We start from the raw sequence: 18,856 nt of genomic DNA, 5'->3' as shown, positions 1-18,856 counted from the left end.
CTAATCAAACGCTACCGGTAATGCACAATTGGCACCCCATTCTGACCAAGAACCATCATAAACCCGCCAATCGTGAATGCCAATAGACTCAGCAGCTATGGCAAGAATGCATGCAGTAACGCCCGAGCCACAGGAAAATACCATTGGTTGATTGGGTGCTAATTGTAGTGCGTCAAACATTTGCTTGATTTCATCGGGTGACTTGATTCGCCCCCATTCATCAACAAGCGTCGTGAATGGTAAATTATGGGCACTCGGTATATGCCCTGCGCGTAAATGAGGTCTTGGCTCTGGAACTTGGCCATGAAACCGTTCTTTTGCGCGCGCATCGACGACATGCAATTGCTTTTTTTCTAAGCCACTTATCAGCGATTCGGTATCAATGTAAAACTCAGGGTGAAACACTGCGTTAAAGTCCCCTCTACGTTGGGGTGAATATACTGTAGACCCGACGTTTTCGCCGGTCGCCAACCATTCGGGTAACCCACCACTTAGCACACTGACACGGTTAAACCCCATGACTTTAAACATCCACCATACGCGCGGGGCAGCATAGAGTCCCGTTGAATCATACACAACAACGTGATCGTTTGTATTTATTCCCAATTGTTGGGCACGTTGAGTAAACCGCTCTTCATCGGGTAAGGTATGGGGTAGAACGCTTTCCGTAGCAGCAAAGTCAGCTTCAAAGTCAAACAAACGTGCAGTGGGAATAATTTTGTGCTCCATTGATTCCACAATGCCGGTTTTTATATCTGCAAGCCTGGTGTAAAGCAGCGTTACATCATTAAGGTTGTGTTTTAACCACTGTGCGGAAACGAAGATAGGAACGCCGTTTTGCATATTAACTCATTAAAATTGGCAGTTTTCACCTAGAGTAATGTCAATCGAGGTATAAAAAAACCCGCTAATGCGGGCTTTTTGAAACTTAGCGCTCTGGCTCTGATAACATAAAGTCATCACCAAGGGTCTCTCGTGCGTGTCGAATGGCACGCTTCAGAATTTCACCTTGCTCGGACTGCGCCCACGTTTGATCCTTCACGCACTCCTTCATGCGGATCGTAGTAAGGCTGTCGACCAAATTGCTACATTCTTTTTCTAGCTGCGCAATCCGCGCATCTCTCGCATCCATCGCTCTCTCCTCTCAACGACGCCGTAATAATAGCAAAGCAAACGAATTCGTCAATTGGTTATAAGCATATTCCTTAATTTGGTACTAACTCAATAATCAATGCAAACTCACGATTAGACGTTGCTGTTAAGCGTTTGCTCAAATCAAGCCTATTCGTGGTCACAACGCTGCCATCAGGCAGACGTATCTTCATCACAGTGGTATAGCCCGCTTTTGCAAATGTGAAATCAATATATCCGTTATAGTTTTCTGAAACGTTTTCACAGTTCATGAACGGCGTTGACTTACCTTTAGGGACATCCACTGTACAAGTGAAATTGTTTGGATTCGGCTCTATTACCAGTGCAGTTAGATCCACATAGCTTGCCTTTTTCGTGTTATTCGTTTCACAGCTTTCAGGTACGCCATTGAAAGTGATGATACAGTTGATATCTACAACCAGACCATAGAACTTTTCGGTCCCCGCCTTGCTATCAACGGTCACCGTAATAGAATCATCTATTCGTATTCCTGCTTTTTCACTGGGTGAAATTGGGCCCGTGCCCGTGATACTGGAATTGTAGGCATACCCTTGTACAGCCACTTTAGTGACACCATCGGTTAGTGCTTCAAGCCGGCCTCGGCTGTAAGTGCCATAAAAATCATTGACCGGGTCAACAATGGTCTCGATATCTTCTTGTGTTACCGTCGCTACGATGGGAGTGGTAGTATACCAATCTGATAACAGTGTTAGATTAATATCGTAAAACGGTGTGAACGCGATCCAGTCTGGATCGCCCGCGGTAATCATCGCTTTTACTGTGGCTTTATGCGCCGACGTCATGCGGTCGAGATAGATACCACGAGAGATCAGCTGGTATCCACCTGGTAGAACTGTAAGATCACGCCCCGCTAATTTTGCAGGTCTTGCTGAACCTGTAATTTCGCTTTCAATGACGTTTTCAGAATAATTGGTATAGGCGGTCAAATTACTACCGGTAAACAAAAAGCTGTCATCAAATTCGACGATATCAATAAGCTGCCAATCGGGATATAAAGTAAAGAAACCGTTTACGCGTTTAAATCGACACGCTTCGTGGTACTTATCACCAATACCACTGGCAAGTGAGTAATTACCGCTGTTATCTCTAAAATAGTGCTTATGCGGGCCACCATTTTCGCTGCGATAGTAGTTTTCGTTCGCGATGGTTGTGGCGGTATCGTGATGATCGCGACAGCATTGGGTACAAAGAGCCGGTTGTTGATTATTAGCAGGTACACCTGTCATCTTAGTGACTTCCTCACCCTGTTGCACGACAAGCTCACCGTTTTGCAGTACCGTCATAGCGGCGGTATACCCCTTACCATTGCCTGCTAATGCACACGTACAATTGACTGTAAGAAACTCTTCCTGTTCCAACTTATCGGTTTGATTGAGTAACTCCAGATAACGAATTGTTTCAAATTGAACGACGTTGTTCTCGCCCTGATTGTCGATATCTGGCACTGGTTTACTCGTTTCAATTTTTTCGTTATTGCCCAAGTCATAAGCAATTACGTCGGGCGCTGCACCCGGTGTATAAGAAACTTGCGGCTGACGCTTAGCATTATCAGTTTCAGTGTTGGCTTGAAAACTTCTGCCTACAGGAATAGGCGCAATATTACCGTCGACTGAAACAACTTTAGCATCGCCATCGGCCCCCACATAAGAAACACTGACAGTAACCGCTTTTTGAGTTGGGTAATTAGGTAGAACTAAAGGTAGGCCTATATTGCCCGCATTTAACCACGTATCGGCCGTTCCATCGGCGTTGGTGTCGACGAAGTACTGATCGACCACTTGCCAAGAGCGAACAAAGGTGTGCGTCTGACCTGCGGCAGTCTTAATCGCAATGTTAGTGGGACCTGCAGCAATGGCTCCACCTTGATTATCAGCGATATCATTAAACGCGATGGCACCAGCTGTGGTTTGTAATTCTTCAAACTGACGTAGGTCATCCAATTTTTCCTGGGCAAGCTCCATTGCTACCGTACGCAAATTCATGCTTGAGTCCGAGCGAACATACTCGCTTTGCAAGGTTACATAACCCGTCACCCCGATCATAACAATCAGTGCAACAACAATTACTTCTACTAAGGCAAAACCTCTCATACTTACCTCTCTAAAAATCGCGCCAACTGCCGGGAATACGAGCTACACGTTGAAACGTGTCGTTGAGTTCGAGTTGGGCTAAAACATCGGCGTCATACACTGAATTGTACGTACCGTTTGAATGACCGACGGGGTGATTTGATGCAACTACCCCATTTACTAATGCACCACCAATCATGTTGATTTCAAAATCTGCAACAACGCCGGGCTTTCTGAATGAAAACACCATACCGTTGATTTCAGCACCACCGTTCATAGTGATGTCGCCATCAGTAACAATCAAAATAACTGGGTCAGCGACAGAGCCTACGATCGTTCCCGCATTAAGCGTACAAGGCCCATCCATCCATATAAGTCCCTCGGACGCCGCGTTAAGTAGATTGCAATCGTTGATGATCATATCCGCATCACTGCGCAATGTTGCCCATTCATCGTCGGGTACATTAAACAGGTATTCCATCATGTCGTCAGGAAAATTGGGGTCGTTATCGAGGATATCGAGATCCTTAAAGCCTTTTTCAGAATAAGGCGAGGAGCTACAATTACCATCTTCAAATTCTTGTAACCCACAGGTAGTACCGCTACCGTTATTCAAATCCACGTTTAAATCAGTCCAGATTGACAATGGTACGCCCTGCCCGCCGCCATTGGGGTTTGCGGCCACCTCGAAGTTTCCACTGACATCCAGGCCGCCAGCGACGATTAGAGGTACATCCGGCGGGTTTGCCAAAACAGAATATTGTAATGCCTGTTCAGTTATGGTTACTGTGGCGAGTCCATCGGCAGACGTTCCGACCGATGTTATTGTTACAACGTCCACGGTGGCTGTGTTACGCACCACCGCCTGACGATTCCCCTGTACCGAATATTGACTCTGATTAGCCAACACCTCATTGAATACCGCACCGTTCCAGCGCGGCTCATCATGCAACCTGCCCAAAGCTTTCATGGCTCCAGCCTCTGCTGCAGCGAACGCTTGCTTGTAATTTTGAGTATTTAACACAATTTTGTGTTCTACTGATTTAAGCTGGCCAGTGTATAAGGTGCCTATCGTTATAAGCACCAACAGCAAGGTAGAGGCCGCTAGCATGATAGCGCCTTGTTGCTTTTTCGAAATACTTTTAACGTTGCGTCTAATCATAATTGCGCACCACAAAACTGGAGTCGAAGCGACGACTAATGGCGTTATTAGTAGCTAATTCACCTTGTAGCGTAAGTGTGATTTCATTCGACGTGACATTATTTTCGACAATTTGATTGAGCACAAAAGTCAACCCGGTCACATTAATTGTGTCAGGGTCGGATAGAACCAACCATCCGTCATCAACACACAATAAGCTATTTACCCGCATTTCTACCTGTCCGTCACGCAGCCTGTATCCGAAGTTTTCGTTATTACCTGCAACAGCATCCAGCACGCCATTATTATCATTGTCGTAACTGAACAAAATACACGAGTTTGCGGCCTCTCCGGGGTAGGCGCCAATCGCAATGCTATTGGCGAATGGTGAAGGGTTTGCTGCGGGATCGCCAACCATCGCTAACGTATTACCACTATATCCGGCGCGACGCACATCACGCTGGATCATTAACATTAAATTCCCCAGTTCTTCGTTAACGCGTGAACTGGACAACAGATTCGCATTAACCCCCATACCATAGCCAACAAGTCCGGCTAAAGCCGTGATCGCAGTAACGCCTAGCGCCAAAGATAATAACAACTCTAATAAGGTCGCGCCGCGTTGGGTTTTCGGTGACTTAATCAGCATGCTGGATAGGCTCCTAAATCGCCGGCTTCCATGCAAACCGTTAGCCGACCTATTTCACTTAACGTTAGGCGAGCTTCGGCCGCTCCGTCACTTAGTACAAATGAACCGCTGTTATTTACAGCCATGCCGCGCTGACCGTCGTAGATAGTAAATGCATTACCGCCAAAATTAATCTCTTGCAGCACAATGTTATTGAAATCCTCACCCGATAGAACGCGCTCTACACCGTTTACCACACAACTATTGGCCACTGCGCAATCACAATTACCAGCGTCACTTACGCCGATACACCAAGGGGCAGCGGCGTTAAATTGAACGGTCACATCATTATTAATGCTTATCGCCTGAGAGCGTGCAGACTGGAGGATAAAATAGCTGGATTCGACTGCCCCTTTATGTGCCATAACCCGCTGTGCATTGATTATGGAAGGCGCACCGAGTGTGACAACTAGAGCAATAATCGCCACTACGAGTACTAGCTCGAGTAACGTTAAACCTTTAGAGTTGTACATACCACGCAAAATCGATACCTATAATTATTGTACTTAGTTCTATACTAATCCTAGACATCCAAAGTCTAGTTGAATTTTTACAGTTATCAGTATTTAAATGCACAAATGGTATGGAAGGAGATAAGATTCATGCGCAGAAAAATAGATGGTTTCACATTGATTGAGCTTATGATTGTTGTGGCAATCATCGGTATTATCGCAGCAATTGCTATCCCATCCTATAACAATCAGGTTATGGAATCACGCCGTGATAACGTGCAAAAACAGTTACTGCATCTACAAATACAGCAAGAGAACTTCCGGTTAGAAAATGTTACCTATGCCGCCGTTGGCAATTTAACCTTGCCGGCGAATGATTTTTACACCTTCGCAGTTAATAACGTTACAGCCACAACCTACACAATTACAGCAACAGCTCGCGGCGATCAATTAAACGATGCTGGCTGCACGGTGTTAAACATAAATCAGAATATGGACAGAACCCCTGCCGCTTGCTGGTAATCTTTAGGAGTAATGGTGCCCGGGGCCGGACTTGAACCGGCACGCTGTTACCAGCGAGGGATTTTAAATCCCTTGTGTCTACCAATTTCACCACCCGGGCTAAGGATGGTTGCAGTATGAACTGCCCTTTATGTATGGAGGCGGAACCCGGAGTCGAACCGAGATCCACGGATTTGCAATCCGCTGCATAGCCATTCTGCCATTCCGCCATACCTAAAGGTGGACTAACGTTGCAGAAAGCCAACTGTTAAATTGGAGCGGGAAACGAGACTCGAACTCGCGACCCCAACCTTGGCAAGGTTGTGCTCTACCAACTGAGCTATTCCCGCTTGCAACGTGGGCACGAATTCTACCGACAAAGTCATTGCTGTCAACTACTAAAATGTCCGTTTGCTGTGTTTTTAAGCGACTTTTGTTCGAACGTCGATATTTTGCGCAATTACTGAGCGGCTTTTAGATGTTTCCAAGCTGCTAATGTGTATGTAACCATCGACCAAATAGACAATGCCGCAGCAAAATAAAGCAGAATATAACCAAGACTCACCCAGTAGATCCTAAAGCCCATGAAATATTCCAATCCAGATAATAGGCCAATTAAGGCTAGCATTTGCGCCATGGTTTTAGCCTTACCAGTAAAATTAACCTTGACCACATCGCTTAAGCCATTTTGGCCCATCCACTCTCGCAGAGCGGAAATATAGATCTCGCGCATCATCAATACAATCGCGGGGATTGTAATGTATACACTATCATAGGTGTGAGTGATCATTAGTAACGCCGCACCAACAATTAGCTTATCTGCTACGGGATCAAGAAACGCCCCGAACGGCGTTGATTGCTGGAGTTTACGTGCGAGATAGCCGTCAAACCAATCGGTGATTGCTGCAAGCCAAAAAATAAACGCGCCAGTGTACTGTGCATATTCCCAATCAAGAAAATAAACAATTACAAACACCGGAATTAAAATGACGCGAAACATGGTGACGATGTTAGGAATTGTCCACACGAGATATACGACTCATTATGATTACGACTTTGAGAGTTTAACCTTTTGCTGAATAAAAGTTAACTATGAAGATAGTCGTAAATAACTTCCGCCAGTTCTGCACTAACACCGGGGACCGCACTAATTTCGTCTTTACTGGCTTTTTTAAGGCCATGAAGGCCGCCCATGTATTTAAGTAGCGCTTGTCTTCGCTTGGCCCCTACACCGGGTATCGATTCTAATGATGAGGTTGTTTTGATCTTCTGACGTCGATTTCGATGACCAGCAATGGCGAATCGATGCGACTCATCACGAATATGTTGAATTAGGTGTAAAGCCGGTGAATCCGCCGACATTGGCATCGTTTCATGTGTTCCTGCCATTATTAGTGTCTCTAGCCCGGGTTTACGAGTCGTCCCCTTGGCTACACCTATTAATAGTGGTTTCTTCTCATGAGGCCAATCTTCAAAGCAGCGTTCCGCTTGGGCAAGCTGGCCTTTTCCGCCATCAATCAACAAAATATCTGGTATCTTTTCAGCGTCTTGAACCTTGCTGTAACGTCGGCGCAGCGCCTGATCCATAGCGGCATAATCATCACCCGGTGTGATGCCCTCGATATTAAAGCGTCGATAGTCAGATTTTAATGGTCCCTCACGATTAAAAACAACGCATGATGCGACCGTTTGTTGACCTGAGGTATGACTTATATCAAAACACTCCATACGCTGTATTTGGGTATCCCATTGCAAAACCTCTTCCAATGCATCATAACGATTGGTAACCGATTGTTGTTGGCTTTGCTGTGCGGACAATTGATTAGCAGCATTCGTTTGCGCCAATTGCAAATACCGGCGTTTTTCGTCCCGTCCACCGCTAAATAATTGGACTTTGCGTTGTGCCTCATCCGAGAGTAATTTCTCGATGGTCGCTTTATCACTGATAGTAGTCGGTACTACAATTTGCTTTGGAATTTTTTTATTACCAGCGAGGTAAAACTGAGTTAAGAAGGCTTCAAAGATTTCGTTTTCATCTGCAAGTGAAGGGACCTTAGGGAAAAAGGATTTACTGCCTAAGAGTTGATTATCACGGATAAACAAACCGTGAATACACGCCCCTCCTCGGTGAACAGCAATACCAAATACATCAAGTTCTTGTTGCGTGCCAGCTACAAACTGTTGCTCTTGAATCTTACGCAATGCTGCTATTTGGTCGCGATAACGGGCCGCGGCCTCAAAATTCAAGTCTTGGCTTGCTTGATCCATTTTGTGTACGAGCTTTTCAATAACTTCTTTATTCTTACCCTTGAGAAACAGCCTCACCCACTCTACCTGTTCAGCGTATTCCTCATCGGAGACATAGCCATTAACACAAGGTGCTGAACAGCGCTGCATTTGATACTGCAAGCATGGCCTTGAACGCGATCGGTAATAACTGTCTTCACATTGACGAACCGGAAAAATTCGTTGCATTGAACGCAGACTTTCACGCACTGACCACGCGCTTGGATAGGGGCCAAAGTATTCGCCTTTGGCTTTTTTCGAGCCGCGATGAAATGATAACCGTGGATGTTGATGACCGGAGAGAAAGATATAGGGGTACGACTTGTCATCCCGTAAGACCACGTTGTAACGCGGCTTGTATTTCTTAATAAAGTTATTTTCGAGTAAGAATGCCTCAGTTTCGCTACTGACGACCGTAACATCAATAAACGCGATATTGGCGACCAATGCACGAGTTTTAGAGTTATCGTGGTTCGACTTAAAATAACTCGACACACGATTTTTAAGATTCTTTGCTTTACCAACATAAATAACTTCATCAGCCGAGCTGTACATGCGGTAAACGCCAGGCTGATGCGTTAAGTTTGCCAGGAACTTTTTTATGTCAAAAGTGCTTGAAGCAGACATCTAGAACTGTTCGGAGGTGATCAACTTATGCCGTAATGCTAAATGAGTCAGCTCGACATCGCTGTTTACCGACAGTTTTTCAAACATTCTATACCGATAAGTATTGACGGTTTTAGCACTAATATTCAATAAATTAGCAATATCAGGTACCTTCTGTCCCTTAATCAGCATCATGGTTATTTCAAGCTCTCGATCGCTTAGCTGATCAAATGGGTTGGCATCAGACATATCTAAGAAGCCCAAAGCCACTTGTTGTGCAATATCCGGTGCAAGATACTTTTGCCCTGCTGCTACTTTATAGATTGCATTAATAACTTCGTTGGGCTCAGCGTCTTTAGTTAGAAAACCAAATGCACCATTGTGCATAACTTTTGCTGGTATAGGACTTTCGCTTTGCATTGAAAGCCCTATTACACGAGTATTTTCTGACATACGCATGATCTGACGAGTGGCTTCTAACCCGCCCATGCCTGGCATGTTTACATCCATCAGAACTACATCCGGTGCGTCTTTACGACAGATAGCTACGGCATCCTCCCCGCACTTTGCTTCAGCGACGACAGAAAAGTCTTTTACGTCTTCTAGAATCCTTTTTATGCCTGTCCTAACCAAGTCGTGGTCGTCGACCAGTAGAATTTTTATCACTTTGAATTGTTATTTGTATTGTAATGAAGAGTCCTAACTTTACATCGTTATGCAGCGATTGAAAATCCCGTTTTTTCACAATCCTGGCATCGCGAGTATTATTTACTCGAAGGTTCTTACTAATCTGGGACTTAAATAAAACGAGGGAGTGCCACCTCTGGGGATCAATCAAAAACACTCTAGCGTTCTTTCTCTGCGGGCTTCGCGCTGAAAAGCAGGTTTTCTTGTAATTGGCGGAGAGGGAGGGATTACTCCGGGCTTCCTGCCCTTCGCCCTTCGGGCCGTGCTTCGCACGTTCAAAAATGCTCCCGGCATTTTTGTCGGACCTGAGCTTCTCATCAAAGCATCCCTTTTCCCCAAATTAAAAAAACCCCGCATTTGCGGGGTTTCGTAATTTTGGCGGAGAGGGAGGGATTCGAACCCCCGGAAGGTTTGACCCTTCGCCTGATTTCAAGTCAGGTGCATTCAGCCGGACTCTGCCACCTCTCCAAGTGGTGCGAATAGTAAAGATGAACGGTTAGCTTGTAAAGTAGTAAATGTAAAAATTTATTTGTTTGGCCAGTAAATAATCAGTTCGACGGATTTTGATGCAATTGTTCGTGAATTCTGTCGTTTACTGATGCGAAAGCACTTGAAAATTGGAACTAAAAACCCTACAAAGTAACTAATGAAATAGTAAGTGCGGTAATTGATGGTAATTTCGCGCAACTTTAACTTGCACCTGTTGGAGGGTAACAATGGATCAGCGTTCTATGTACGCTAGCACGGCTCAACCGTCTGCTTTACAAACAAATAAAGTGTTGCGTAGCACTTATATGTTGTTGGCAATGACACTTGCTTTTAGTGCGGTGTGTGCTTTTATCACTATGGCTATAGGATTAGGCCGCGTCGGCGCATTAGCAATGACAATTGGCGCATTCGTTACGCTTTTTATCCTGCACAAGAAAGCTAACTCGGCTGCAGGCATCGGGTTAGTATTTTTGTTCACCGGTTTGTTAGGTGGTTCTTTAGGTCCTCTACTTTCTGCATATATGAGCTTCCCAGGTGGCCCTGCTTTAATCATGCAGGCACTAGGCGGCACAGCAATTATCTTCCTAGGTTTGTCAGCGTATGCGCTAACAACGAAAAAAGACTTCTCTTTCCTTGGTGGCTTTTTGGTAATTGGTATGCTGACAGCTATCGTTGCGATGATTGCGAATATCTTCCTAGGTATTCCAGCATTGTCGTTAGCGATTAGTGCAGCAATCATTTTCATTATGTCCGGTTTCATTTTGTTTGATACTAGCCGCATTGTGAATGGTGGTGAGACTAACTACATTCTAGCGACAGTTGGTTTATACTTGAGTATCTACAATATCTTCGTATCGTTATTGCAGCTTCTAGGTGCATTCGGTGGCGATGATTAATCGAATCGATTAAATCCAATAAACACCCCGTTTATCGGGGTGTTTTTTTTATTATGAATAACAAAGTCATCGCCTGCCTCATAACGAGCTCCCCTCGCGACGAACATGCCACGCGTAATGCGCTGAACACGGTGCGGAACATGCTCGCAAATAACGTCACTATCGATCACCTTTTCTTTTATGCCGATGGTGTTGATGTCGCTAATGCATGCCTTTCTACTGCCGGTGATGATGAAAGCCCAACACAGGCGTGGCAACATATTGCTAATGCCCATGGGATACCTTTAATAGTTTGTGTAACGGCCGCAGAAAAGCGTGGTATCTCTGCAGAAACCAATCTGGCAAACTATTTTGAAGCGCATGGTATGGGTGAGTTTTTTAGTCGATTACACAGTGTTGAAACGTTGGTACAACTCTAGTGGCAAATATACTCGTAGTCTTTGAAAGTGGTGTCGAGAACTATCAACAGGCCTTGGATGGTTTAGATTTCATAATGGCCTCGACGGGCTATGGTCACCAAGCAAGCGCACTATTTTTGGGAGCAGGCTTAAGCTTGCTTGCTACACCAAAGCCAGAAAACTCGAGTAAGCAGGCTACGGCTAAAATTATCAAATCATTCCCGTTTTACGATATTGACGATGTATTTGTATGTTCAGACAGTTTGGCAGTATTCAACAACAGCAATACAGTGTATACAGATTTGGATATCACTGAATTGGATTCAGCACTGATTAGTGACTTCATAGCCAGATACGACCATGTGGTGAGATTTTAAATAATGACAGTTAATACGCTAATCGTTGACGATCAGATACTGGAAACCGATAAGCTCGGTTACTTACTTGACCATACACAGTGGACTGAACGCGTTGCAGAAGTTATTGCCGAGAATGATGGGATTGAACTTGATGAACCACGTTGGGAAGTCGTGCGCTTTGTGCGAGCGTTTTATATGGAGTATGACACCAGCCCTGCGATAAGGGCGTTAGTCAAAGCGATGGCCGCGAAATTCGGCCCCGAAAAAGGCAATAGTCGTTATTTACATCGCTTGTTCCCCAAAGGCCCAGCAAAACAAGCAACGAAACTGGCAGGCTTACCGAAGCCCGCCAAATGCCTTTAAGCTGATAAAGTCGACACACCGCCCATGTATGGCTGTAAGGCCGTTGGGACAGTGATACTGCCATCAGCATTTTGATAGTTCTCTAGTATCGCAACCAACGTACGTCCAATTGCAAGTCCAGAACCATTCAAAGTATTGACTAATTCCGGCTTTTGCCCTGCAGCACTGCGATAGCGCGCTTGCATACGTCGCGCTTGGAAATCACGCATATTTGAACATGATGAAATTTCGCGATAGGTGTTCTGAGCTGGCAACCAGACCTCTAGGTCATAAGTTTTAGCCGAACCAAAGCCCATATCGCCTGTACACAACATAACTTTGCGGTAAGGAAGCTCTAGGGCTTGCAAAATAGCTTCAGCATGACCCGTTAGCGCTTCTAGGGCCGCATCTGAATCTTCGGGCTTAACGATCTGCACAAGCTCAACTTTATCAAATTGATGTTGACGGATTAGACCGCGAGTATCGCGACCATAAGCGCCGGCTTCGCTGCGGAAGCAAGGAGTATAAGCCGTCATTTTGATTGGCAGCTCAGCATCGTCGAGGATCACGTCACGAACCAGGTTAGTAAGCGGTACTTCAGCCGTTGGGATCAGTGACATGCCCTGACCTTCTTCTGTTGCCGGCTTGGTATGAAACAAGTCTTCGCCAAACTTAGGCAACTGCCCCGTGCCAAATAAGCTATCGCTGTTAACCAAGTAAGGCACATACATTTCAGTATAACCGTGCTCTTGGGTATGCTTGTCGAGCATGAACTGCGCTAGCGCGCGATTTAATCTAGCCACGGCGCCACGCATAACCACAAAGCGCGCGCCAGATAATTTAGCCGCTGATTCAAAATCTAACCCTTTGTCCAAAGCGTCACCGAGGTCAACGTGATCTTTTACCTCAAAATCAAACGTGCGGGGTGTTCCCCACTTTAAGACTTCTACGTTTTCATCTTCGTCTTTACCAACGGCTACGTCTTCATCCGGTAAATTGGGCGTTTCTTGATAAAAAATGTTCAATGCAGTTTGCACGTGCTCAAGCTCAGCTTTAGCAGCATCGAGCTCTTCACCAAGGCCACTGACTTCAGCAAGGAGTGGTTGAATATCTTCACCACTGGCTTTGGCTTTGCCAATAGACTTACTCTTCACATTTCGCGTATTTTGTAACTCTTGTGTTTTGGTTTGCAGTGTTTTGCGCTGCTCTTCTAACGCGTTATACGCTGCAACGTCCAAATCAAAACCTCGCGTCGCTAAGCGCGCGGCTGTCTTTTCTATATCCTGTCGAAAAAAACGCGGATCTAACATGAGATCTATTTACCCTTTTACTAAAAAGACCGCTAAACCAGCAGCCATTACACAAACAACAACGTTAAGCCCGACATTGGCTAACGCTTTAAACCATTCACCGTGTTGAATCATGAGAACGGTATCGAGCGAAAATGTGGAGAAGGTTGTGAAGGCACCTAATACGCCAATTCCCAACAACGCTCGATACGGAGACTCTGCATAGGCATCCTGTAAACACATATACAGTAACCCAAGCAAAAATGACCCGATAACATTGACCGCTAGTGTACCAAAGGGCAGACCTTTTCCAAACCAAAGATCAGCTTTTGTGGTGATGAAAAAGCGTAAACAAGCCCCAACAGCACCGCCTAATGCAACATACATATACATGGTCATTGAGTGTTTCCCGATTTATCCCGCGCAATCGCATCGAGTTGCTTTAAATAATCTTGTTTAGCCGCGAGTTGTTTTTCTAATCCGCGATCATTGGGTGCATAAAAGTCACCGGGTACACCTTTGGGCAGATATTCTTCTCCAGCAGCGTAGGCGCCTGGCTCATTGTGCGCATAGCGATATTCAGCTCCATGGCCCTGATCATTACTAATCTTTGTTGGCGCATTGCGTAAATGCGCAGGAATGGGCGTATCTGGGAATTCTGCAGCGGTTCGCTGTGCCGCTTTAAACGCCTGATAAACTGCGTTGCTTTTGGGTGCTAGAGCACAGTAGACAATGGCTTGAGCGATAGCGCGCTCCCCTTCGGCTGCACCCACTCGATGATAAACATCCCACGCCGTCACACATAAACTTAGCGCTCTGGGATCAGCGTTGCCGATATCTTCACTGGCAATAGCGAGCAAACGCCGGGCAATGACCGTCGCATCACAACCCGCTTGGATCAAACGCGCAAAGTAAAACAATGCGCCATCCACTGAAGAGCCGCGTACTGATTTGTGAAATGCGGATAAATGATCATAGAAAATGTCACCGTTCTTATCGAACGCGGTATGAGTTGACCCACTGCTTAACTGTATTTGTTCGACATCAATGATCCCATTGTTTGCCAATTGCAGCGCTAACTCTAAATGTGTAAGGAGTCGCCGACCATCACCAGCAGACAACTGAATGAGCGCTGTTTGAGCCGCTTCAGATACAGCTAATGGTTGTGTCGAGTTACTGTTGAGCTCACTCAAAGCACGCTCTAACAACAACGCTAGGTCTTCGGCACCTAAAGGCTTCAAAATAAACAAGCGAGCGCGGGACAATAATGCACTGTTTAACGAAAACGAAGGGTTTTCGGTTGTGGCACCAATAAACTGAATCAGTCCAGATTCAATGTGGGGTAAGAAGGCATCTTGCTGAGCTTTATTGAAGCGGTGCACCTCGTCTACAAAGACCACTGTGCGTTTGCCCTCTTGCAGTTTTTGCTGAGCAATTTCAACTGCTCGACGGATCTCTTTTACGCCGTCTGTTACCGCGGAAATATTGACCATTGCGCTACTCGAGCTATTTGCGACAATTTCTGCTAGCGTAGTCTTCCCAGTTCCTGGTGGCCCCCACAAAATGATTGACGTTGGGCTAGCGGTGGCAACAATTTGCGCAAGCGGCATCCCCTCAGCTAATAGGTGTTGCTGACCAATAACATCATCGAGTGCCGTTGGGCGCAAACGTGCCGCTAAGGGTTGTGTTAGTTCTACAGAAAACAGTGAGCCGGTGAGATTATCGCTGGTCATCCAAAACAAACCCGTCAGGTAATTGCGGTTCGAATTTATTGCTATTTATTTCAGGGTTAACCTGTGGGTCAATAAATACTAACGTAGACACCTGTTGCTGTGCATCAACACTTTGCAATAGACTCAACACACCGTCAGTGAAGGTCAAGGTCAACGTTGCAATCGGTCCCTGTGTTAACGCTTGGATTTGGAACGCGCCATCTTGCTGAGTAATACTGAAGTTTCGCCAGTCAGTCGGGTCATCAGATGTGATCAGCATCATCGGGTTATTTTCAACCGCACTGCTTTGTTTAACAACAGTGACTTGCTCCACAAAGTAATCTACCTGCCAGACGGATTCACCATCGGCAACGAGCAGTATTTCATCAGGAAACGTGGTGTGCCAATGCAATTGGTTTGGACGTTGCATTGTGATGATGCCTTCAGCCTCATGAACGAGATCACCATTAACATCTCTTACCGTTTGCTGGAACTGCGCTTCAAACCCCTTTAAATAGGCTAATTGTTGTTGCAGTGCGTGTTTCGCATCGTCACTGGTAGCGCTCGCTGAATGTGCAAAAATTGCAGATACCAATAAACAAAAATTTACGATTAACTTCATCTTAATCCCTTGGTGGCGGAGGTGGTGCAAGCACCTCGCGGTTGCCGTTGTGGCCTGATGCACTTACGACGCCACTGAGCTCCATTTGTTCAACAATTCGCGCTGCACGATTGTAACCAATTCTAAATTTGCGCTGTACGCTGCTCACCGACACCTTGCGCGACTGGGTCACAAAGGCAACTGCTTCGTCATAGAAAGCATCCATTTCTTGATCTTGACCTTCGGGTTGTTCACCCGGTAATAATATCTCTGCAGTCGCTTCACCATTAAGGATCTCATCGATGTATTCCGGTTCCCCCCGCGATTTCCAATCGGCAACTACCGCATGCACTTCGTGGTCATCAACAAAAGCCCCGTGAACACGGGTTGGGACTCCGGTACCTGGCGGTAGATATAACATGTCCCCTGCCCCCAACAGAGTTTCTGCACCTTGTTGATCGAGGATGGTCCGAGAATCGATTTTACTCGATACTTGAAAGGCAATCCGCGTCGGAATATTGGCTTTTATCAGGCCGGTGATCACGTCCACCGATGGGCGTTGTGTGGCCAGAACTAGATGGATACCAGCTGCACGCGCTTTCTGAGCGATACGGGCAATGAGCTCTTCAACTTTCTTACCCACAATCATCATCATGTCAGCGAATTCGTCTACTACAACGACAATGGCCGGTAACTTCTCGAGATCAGGTGCTTCGGTTAACATGCTTTCTTCAAATCTCCACAAGGGATCTTTGATTGGTTCTCCCGCTTCTTGGGCGGCAAGCACTTTAGCATTATAGCCTTTTAAATTACGCACACCGAGTTCAGACATTAAGCGATAACGACGTTCCATTTCGCCGACACACCAACGCAGAGCATTGGCAGCTTCTTTCATATCAGTAACAACCTCGGCCAGTAGGTGTGGAATACCTTCATAAACCGATAACTCAAGCATTTTCGGATCGATCATTATCATCCGCACGTCTTCGGGCTTAGATTTATACAACAAGCTAAGGATCATGACATTAACCCCCACCGACTTACCTGAACCGGTTGTACCTGCGACCAGTAAGTGGGGCATTTTTGCTAAATCTACGATAACGGGTTTGCCCGAAATATCCGCACCCAAAACCATGGTTAAACTTGAGCTTGCGGATTGGAAAGACTCACAGGTTATAACTTCGCTCAACCTAACCATTTCACGGTTTTTATTGGGTAACTCCAAGCCGATAACAGATTTACCCGGGATAACTTCAACAACGCGCACCGAAATGGCCGACATTGCTCGCGCAAGATCTTTCGATAGCGCCGTGATTTTGCTGACCTTTACGCCCGGTGCCAAGTCTAACTCAAAACGAGTAATGACAGGTCCTGGGTAAACACCCACTACGGTCGCTTCAATATTAAAGTCAGCTAGCTTTTGCTCTACTAAGCGCGATACCTGCTCTAGCTCTTCTTGAGAGATCGGATTCTCGTGTTTATCTGGTCGTTCAAGCAAATCGAATGAAGGCATTGGTGTCACAGGTTCAGTTGACGCTGTAATACCAACATCTTCACTTGTTTCTTTTTCTGCGGACTCAGGCTTACTCAAGTCATTGGTAACGACTTCACTGGTTTGCTCTCTATCAATATGACGGCGATTGGCAAACCGTTGCTTTAAACTATCGATGCGACTAATCGCAGGTACTTCTACCTCATCGACAACATTGGGTTCGTCAAAAACTTCATCTGGAATGCCAAAGTTAGGCTCTTGCTTAGCGGCACGCGTATCTAGCGGCTCATCAACGGGAGGAGCTTGCATACGGGTAATAGTGACATTTTCACTCTCGGATGCTTGTTTTTCTGATGAGCGATTGAGCAGTGGTATAGCCAGTGTTTGCGCTTTTTTCGGCAGCCGCATGGTAAACAACGCGCTGGCTATAGCGCCTGCACCGATGTGATCGATCACCGACAGCCAAGAAATACCGGTCATTAAAGTCAAACCAGTCAACACAAAACTGATGAGTAGTAACGTCGTACCAGCCAAATTAAAAAACGGCATCAACGCTGAACTTATAACATTTCCAACCATTCCTCCGGCGGAAAAACTATATATATCAGCCGTGTTTAAACTGAATAATCCAGCTAGGCCAAGCAAAAACAAAATACTGCCAATGATGCGTAAGCCAATGGTTAGATAGTCAAACTCGGTCAGTGTTTTTACCCGTTGAAATAAAAACCAGCCAATCAATGCACACGCTACAGGGGCTGCGTATGCAAGATAACCAAAGCTAAACAAGAGGATGTCACTTATCCAAGCGCCCGTGGCTCCCACCCAGTTCTGCACATCTGCTTGCAGTCCAACCTGACTCCAGCCGGGATCAGCAGGATGAAAAGAAGCTATTGCTAAAAGTAAGAAAAATGCCAACGTACACGCAAGCATCATCCCAACTTCAAATAGTCGTTGAATACCGGTTAATCGCGCCATAACCCTAAATATAAATTGCTAAAAGTGAACGCAACATGAAGCAGTGTCGTTCCTTTTGGTTTAATTATTTTTGTTTTGATGCTAAATCCTACCACAAGCCAAGTGAGATAACGCAAATAAATGCGTTGTTCTGATTGGGTCAATTAACAGACAAATCATGCTTTTAAACTTATATGGACTTGTGTTGTTGACTTGACCTCTTCCATTACTACGTAAGTCCTTGATTCGCTTACTCCTGGGAGGCGCAACAGCGTATCACCTAGCAGTTTTCTGTAACTCGACATATCCGCCACTCTTGCTTTTAACAAAAAATCAAAATTACCTGAAACTAGGTGGCACTCTTGAATATCATCGTGCAGTTTAACTGCCGCAGAAAATTCTGCAAAAATATCTACGGATGTTTTTGTCAGAGTAATTTCGACGAATACCAACATAGCGGCACCGAGCTTTTCTGGATCAACAAGCGCTCGATACCCTTTGATGTACCCCTGAGCCTCTAGACGCCTTACTCGCTCAAGACAGGGGCTCGCGCTCAAACCCACACTTTTTGCCAGATCGACATTCGATATACGCCCATCTTTTTGCAATTCAATCAATATTTTCCGGTCTATTCTATCCAGATTCTTGGGAGTCTTGGCCAGCACAATAAAAGCCTATTAAATATTTTTTCCGTATTTTACACCGTTAAAAAGCAATATAC

The 18,856-nt window shown here is 45.5% G+C and carries 20 protein-coding genes and 4 tRNA genes; 5 read left to right on the top strand and 19 right to left on the bottom strand.

The features are described from left to right. From QTP81_RS09445 to QTP81_RS09420, 6 genes are all read right to left on the bottom strand, one after another. The gene (locus tag QTP81_RS09445; protein ID WP_289365102.1) at positions 1 to 843 is read right to left on the bottom strand and encodes a sulfurtransferase; all 843 of its coding nucleotides are present in this window, start codon (positions 841 to 843) and stop codon (positions 1 to 3) included. 85 nt (positions 844 to 928) lie between these two features. Beyond that, positions 929 to 1,132 carry a hypothetical protein gene (locus QTP81_RS09440; RefSeq protein WP_289365101.1) on the bottom strand — a complete coding sequence of 68 codons (204 nt, stop codon included), beginning with the start codon at positions 1,130 to 1,132 and terminating at the stop codon, positions 929 to 931. 73 nt (positions 1,133 to 1,205) lie between these two features. Then, positions 1,206 to 3,263, bottom strand: a complete 2,058-nt coding sequence (locus QTP81_RS09435; protein WP_289365099.1) for a type IV pilus modification PilV family protein — start codon at positions 3,261 to 3,263, stop codon at positions 1,206 to 1,208. A 10-nt stretch (positions 3,264 to 3,273) separates the two neighbouring features. After that, positions 3,274 to 4,404 carry a PilX N-terminal domain-containing pilus assembly protein gene (locus QTP81_RS09430; RefSeq protein WP_289365098.1) on the bottom strand — a complete coding sequence of 377 codons (1,131 nt, stop codon included), beginning with the start codon at positions 4,402 to 4,404 and terminating at the stop codon, positions 3,274 to 3,276. After that, positions 4,397 to 5,032, bottom strand: coding sequence for a prepilin cleavage protein (locus QTP81_RS09425; protein WP_289365097.1), 636 nt, complete (start codon positions 5,030 to 5,032; stop codon positions 4,397 to 4,399). The genes QTP81_RS09430 and QTP81_RS09425 overlap by 8 nt, the downstream gene beginning before the upstream one ends. Further along, positions 5,026 to 5,544 carry a GspH/FimT family pseudopilin gene (locus QTP81_RS09420; RefSeq protein WP_289365096.1) on the bottom strand — a complete coding sequence of 173 codons (519 nt, stop codon included), beginning with the start codon at positions 5,542 to 5,544 and terminating at the stop codon, positions 5,026 to 5,028. Before QTP81_RS09420 ends, QTP81_RS09425 begins: the two co-directional genes overlap by 7 nt. Positions 5,545 to 5,673: 129 nt before the next feature. On the opposite strand from QTP81_RS09420, the gene QTP81_RS09415 reads away from it, so the two are divergent. Further along, positions 5,674 to 6,045, top strand: coding sequence for a type IV pilin protein (locus QTP81_RS09415; RefSeq protein ID WP_289365095.1), 372 nt, complete (start codon positions 5,674 to 5,676; stop codon positions 6,043 to 6,045). A gap of 13 nt (positions 6,046 to 6,058) precedes the next feature. On the opposite strand, the gene QTP81_RS09410 is transcribed toward QTP81_RS09415, so the two are convergent. From QTP81_RS09410 to QTP81_RS09380, 7 genes are all read right to left on the bottom strand, one after another. Further along, positions 6,059 to 6,145, bottom strand: a tRNA-Leu gene (locus QTP81_RS09410). Positions 6,146 to 6,180: 35 nt separating this feature from the next. Continuing rightward, positions 6,181 to 6,254, bottom strand: a tRNA-Cys gene (locus tag QTP81_RS09405). A 44-nt stretch (positions 6,255 to 6,298) separates the two neighbouring features. Continuing rightward, positions 6,299 to 6,374: transfer RNA gene (locus QTP81_RS09400), tRNA-Gly, on the bottom strand. A 110-nt stretch (positions 6,375 to 6,484) separates the two neighbouring features. Next, positions 6,485 to 7,051 (bottom strand): CDP-diacylglycerol--glycerol-3-phosphate 3-phosphatidyltransferase, encoded by a 567-nt coding sequence (pgsA, locus tag QTP81_RS09395; RefSeq protein ID WP_289365094.1) that lies wholly within the window; start codon positions 7,049 to 7,051, stop codon positions 6,485 to 6,487. Between the two features lie 59 nt (positions 7,052 to 7,110). Beyond that, entirely contained in the window at positions 7,111 to 8,937 is a 1,827-nt protein-coding gene (uvrC, locus tag QTP81_RS09390; protein ID WP_289365093.1) for an excinuclease ABC subunit UvrC, read from the bottom strand. Beyond that, positions 8,938 to 9,582 (bottom strand): UvrY/SirA/GacA family response regulator transcription factor, encoded by a 645-nt coding sequence (gene uvrY / locus QTP81_RS09385; RefSeq protein WP_289365092.1) that lies wholly within the window; start codon positions 9,580 to 9,582, stop codon positions 8,938 to 8,940. A 397-nt stretch (positions 9,583 to 9,979) separates the two neighbouring features. Further along, a tRNA-Ser gene (locus QTP81_RS09380) sits at positions 9,980 to 10,071 on the bottom strand. A gap of 248 nt (positions 10,072 to 10,319) precedes the next feature. Between QTP81_RS09380 and QTP81_RS09375 the strand changes: the two genes are divergently transcribed. Genes QTP81_RS09375 through QTP81_RS09360 form a run of 4 tightly spaced genes read left to right on the top strand, consistent with a single transcriptional unit; the run spans position 10,320 to position 12,108 of the window. Beyond that, the gene (locus QTP81_RS09375) at positions 10,320 to 10,988 is read left to right on the top strand and encodes a Bax inhibitor-1/YccA family protein (RefSeq protein ID WP_289365091.1); all 669 of its coding nucleotides are present in this window, start codon (positions 10,320 to 10,322) and stop codon (positions 10,986 to 10,988) included. A gap of 53 nt (positions 10,989 to 11,041) precedes the next feature. Next, positions 11,042 to 11,407 (top strand): DsrE/DsrF/TusD sulfur relay family protein, encoded by a 366-nt coding sequence (locus tag QTP81_RS09370; RefSeq protein WP_289365090.1) that lies wholly within the window; start codon positions 11,042 to 11,044, stop codon positions 11,405 to 11,407. Next, a complete protein-coding gene (locus QTP81_RS09365; RefSeq protein WP_289365089.1) occupies positions 11,407 to 11,763 on the top strand; it encodes a DsrE family protein in 357 nt (118 codons plus the stop codon). Before QTP81_RS09370 ends, QTP81_RS09365 begins: the two co-directional genes overlap by 1 nt. A gap of 3 nt (positions 11,764 to 11,766) precedes the next feature. Next, positions 11,767 to 12,108, top strand: a complete 342-nt coding sequence (locus QTP81_RS09360) for a TusE/DsrC/DsvC family sulfur relay protein (RefSeq protein WP_289365088.1) — start codon at positions 11,767 to 11,769, stop codon at positions 12,106 to 12,108. On the opposite strand, the gene serS is transcribed toward QTP81_RS09360, so the two are convergent. The 6 genes from serS to lrp form a co-directional block, all read right to left on the bottom strand. Continuing rightward, positions 12,105 to 13,397 (bottom strand): serine--tRNA ligase, encoded by a 1,293-nt coding sequence (gene serS / locus QTP81_RS09355; protein WP_289365087.1) that lies wholly within the window; start codon positions 13,395 to 13,397, stop codon positions 12,105 to 12,107. The two genes, QTP81_RS09360 and serS, sit on opposite strands and share 4 nt — an antisense overlap. Positions 13,398 to 13,406: 9 nt before the next feature. Beyond that, positions 13,407 to 13,775 carry a fluoride efflux transporter CrcB gene (gene crcB / locus QTP81_RS09350; RefSeq protein ID WP_289365086.1) on the bottom strand — a complete coding sequence of 123 codons (369 nt, stop codon included), beginning with the start codon at positions 13,773 to 13,775 and terminating at the stop codon, positions 13,407 to 13,409. Beyond that, positions 13,772 to 15,109: a replication-associated recombination protein A gene (locus QTP81_RS09345; protein ID WP_289365085.1), complete on the bottom strand. Its 1,338-nt coding sequence runs from the start codon at positions 15,107 to 15,109 to the stop codon at positions 13,772 to 13,774. Before QTP81_RS09345 ends, crcB begins: the two co-directional genes overlap by 4 nt. Beyond that, the gene (gene lolA, locus QTP81_RS09340) at positions 15,096 to 15,710 is read right to left on the bottom strand and encodes an outer membrane lipoprotein periplasmic chaperone LolA (protein WP_289365084.1); all 615 of its coding nucleotides are present in this window, start codon (positions 15,708 to 15,710) and stop codon (positions 15,096 to 15,098) included. The genes QTP81_RS09345 and lolA overlap by 14 nt, the downstream gene beginning before the upstream one ends. A 1-nt stretch (position 15,711) precedes the next feature. Beyond that, a complete protein-coding gene (locus QTP81_RS09335; RefSeq protein WP_289365083.1) occupies positions 15,712 to 18,156 on the bottom strand; it encodes a DNA translocase FtsK in 2,445 nt (814 codons plus the stop codon). A 155-nt stretch (positions 18,157 to 18,311) separates the two neighbouring features. Further along, complete coding sequence (gene lrp, locus QTP81_RS09330; protein ID WP_289365082.1) at positions 18,312 to 18,800, bottom strand: leucine-responsive transcriptional regulator Lrp; 489 nt, start codon at positions 18,798 to 18,800, stop codon at positions 18,312 to 18,314. Positions 18,801 to 18,856: the final 56 nt, after the last annotated feature.

Origin of the sequence: Neoalteromonas arenosi (assembly GCF_030362855.1) — a bacterium.
GTDB lineage: Bacteria > Pseudomonadota > Gammaproteobacteria > Enterobacterales > Alteromonadaceae > Alteromonas_E > Alteromonas_E arenosi.
Note: the sequence above shows the minus strand (reverse complement) of the source record. Positions and strands in the feature narration are given on the sequence as shown.

Excerpts from the sequence above, each read along its gene's own strand:
- QTP81_RS09375 (WP_289365091.1), top strand. The coding sequence starts at position 10,320 with ATGGATCAGCGTTCTATGTACGCTAGCACGGCTCAACCGTCTGCTTTA.
- QTP81_RS09370 (WP_289365090.1), top strand. The coding sequence starts at position 11,042 with ATGAATAACAAAGTCATCGCCTGCCTCATAACGAGCTCCCCTCGCGAC.
- QTP81_RS09345 (WP_289365085.1), bottom strand. The coding sequence starts at position 15,109 with ATGACCAGCGATAATCTCACCGGCTCACTGTTTTCTGTAGAACTAACA.
- QTP81_RS09435 (WP_289365099.1), bottom strand. The coding sequence starts at position 3,263 with ATGAGAGGTTTTGCCTTAGTAGAAGTAATTGTTGTTGCACTGATTGTT.
- QTP81_RS09440 (WP_289365101.1), bottom strand. The coding sequence starts at position 1,132 with ATGGATGCGAGAGATGCGCGGATTGCGCAGCTAGAAAAAGAATGTAGC.
- QTP81_RS09335 (WP_289365083.1), bottom strand. The coding sequence starts at position 18,156 with ATGGCGCGATTAACCGGTATTCAACGACTATTTGAAGTTGGGATGATG.
- QTP81_RS09415 (WP_289365095.1), top strand. The coding sequence starts at position 5,674 with ATGCGCAGAAAAATAGATGGTTTCACATTGATTGAGCTTATGATTGTT.
- serS (WP_289365087.1), bottom strand. The coding sequence starts at position 13,397 with ATGTTAGATCCGCGTTTTTTTCGACAGGATATAGAAAAGACAGCCGCG.
- QTP81_RS09430 (WP_289365098.1), bottom strand. The coding sequence starts at position 4,404 with ATGATTAGACGCAACGTTAAAAGTATTTCGAAAAAGCAACAAGGCGCT.
- QTP81_RS09425 (WP_289365097.1), bottom strand. The coding sequence starts at position 5,032 with ATGCTGATTAAGTCACCGAAAACCCAACGCGGCGCGACCTTATTAGAG.
- QTP81_RS09360 (WP_289365088.1), top strand. The coding sequence starts at position 11,767 with ATGACAGTTAATACGCTAATCGTTGACGATCAGATACTGGAAACCGAT.
- uvrC (WP_289365093.1), bottom strand. The coding sequence starts at position 8,937 with ATGTCTGCTTCAAGCACTTTTGACATAAAAAAGTTCCTGGCAAACTTA.
- QTP81_RS09445 (WP_289365102.1), bottom strand. The coding sequence starts at position 843 with ATGCAAAACGGCGTTCCTATCTTCGTTTCCGCACAGTGGTTAAAACAC.
- QTP81_RS09420 (WP_289365096.1), bottom strand. The coding sequence starts at position 5,544 with ATGTACAACTCTAAAGGTTTAACGTTACTCGAGCTAGTACTCGTAGTG.
- lolA (WP_289365084.1), bottom strand. The coding sequence starts at position 15,710 with ATGAAGTTAATCGTAAATTTTTGTTTATTGGTATCTGCAATTTTTGCA.
- crcB (WP_289365086.1), bottom strand. The coding sequence starts at position 13,775 with ATGACCATGTATATGTATGTTGCATTAGGCGGTGCTGTTGGGGCTTGT.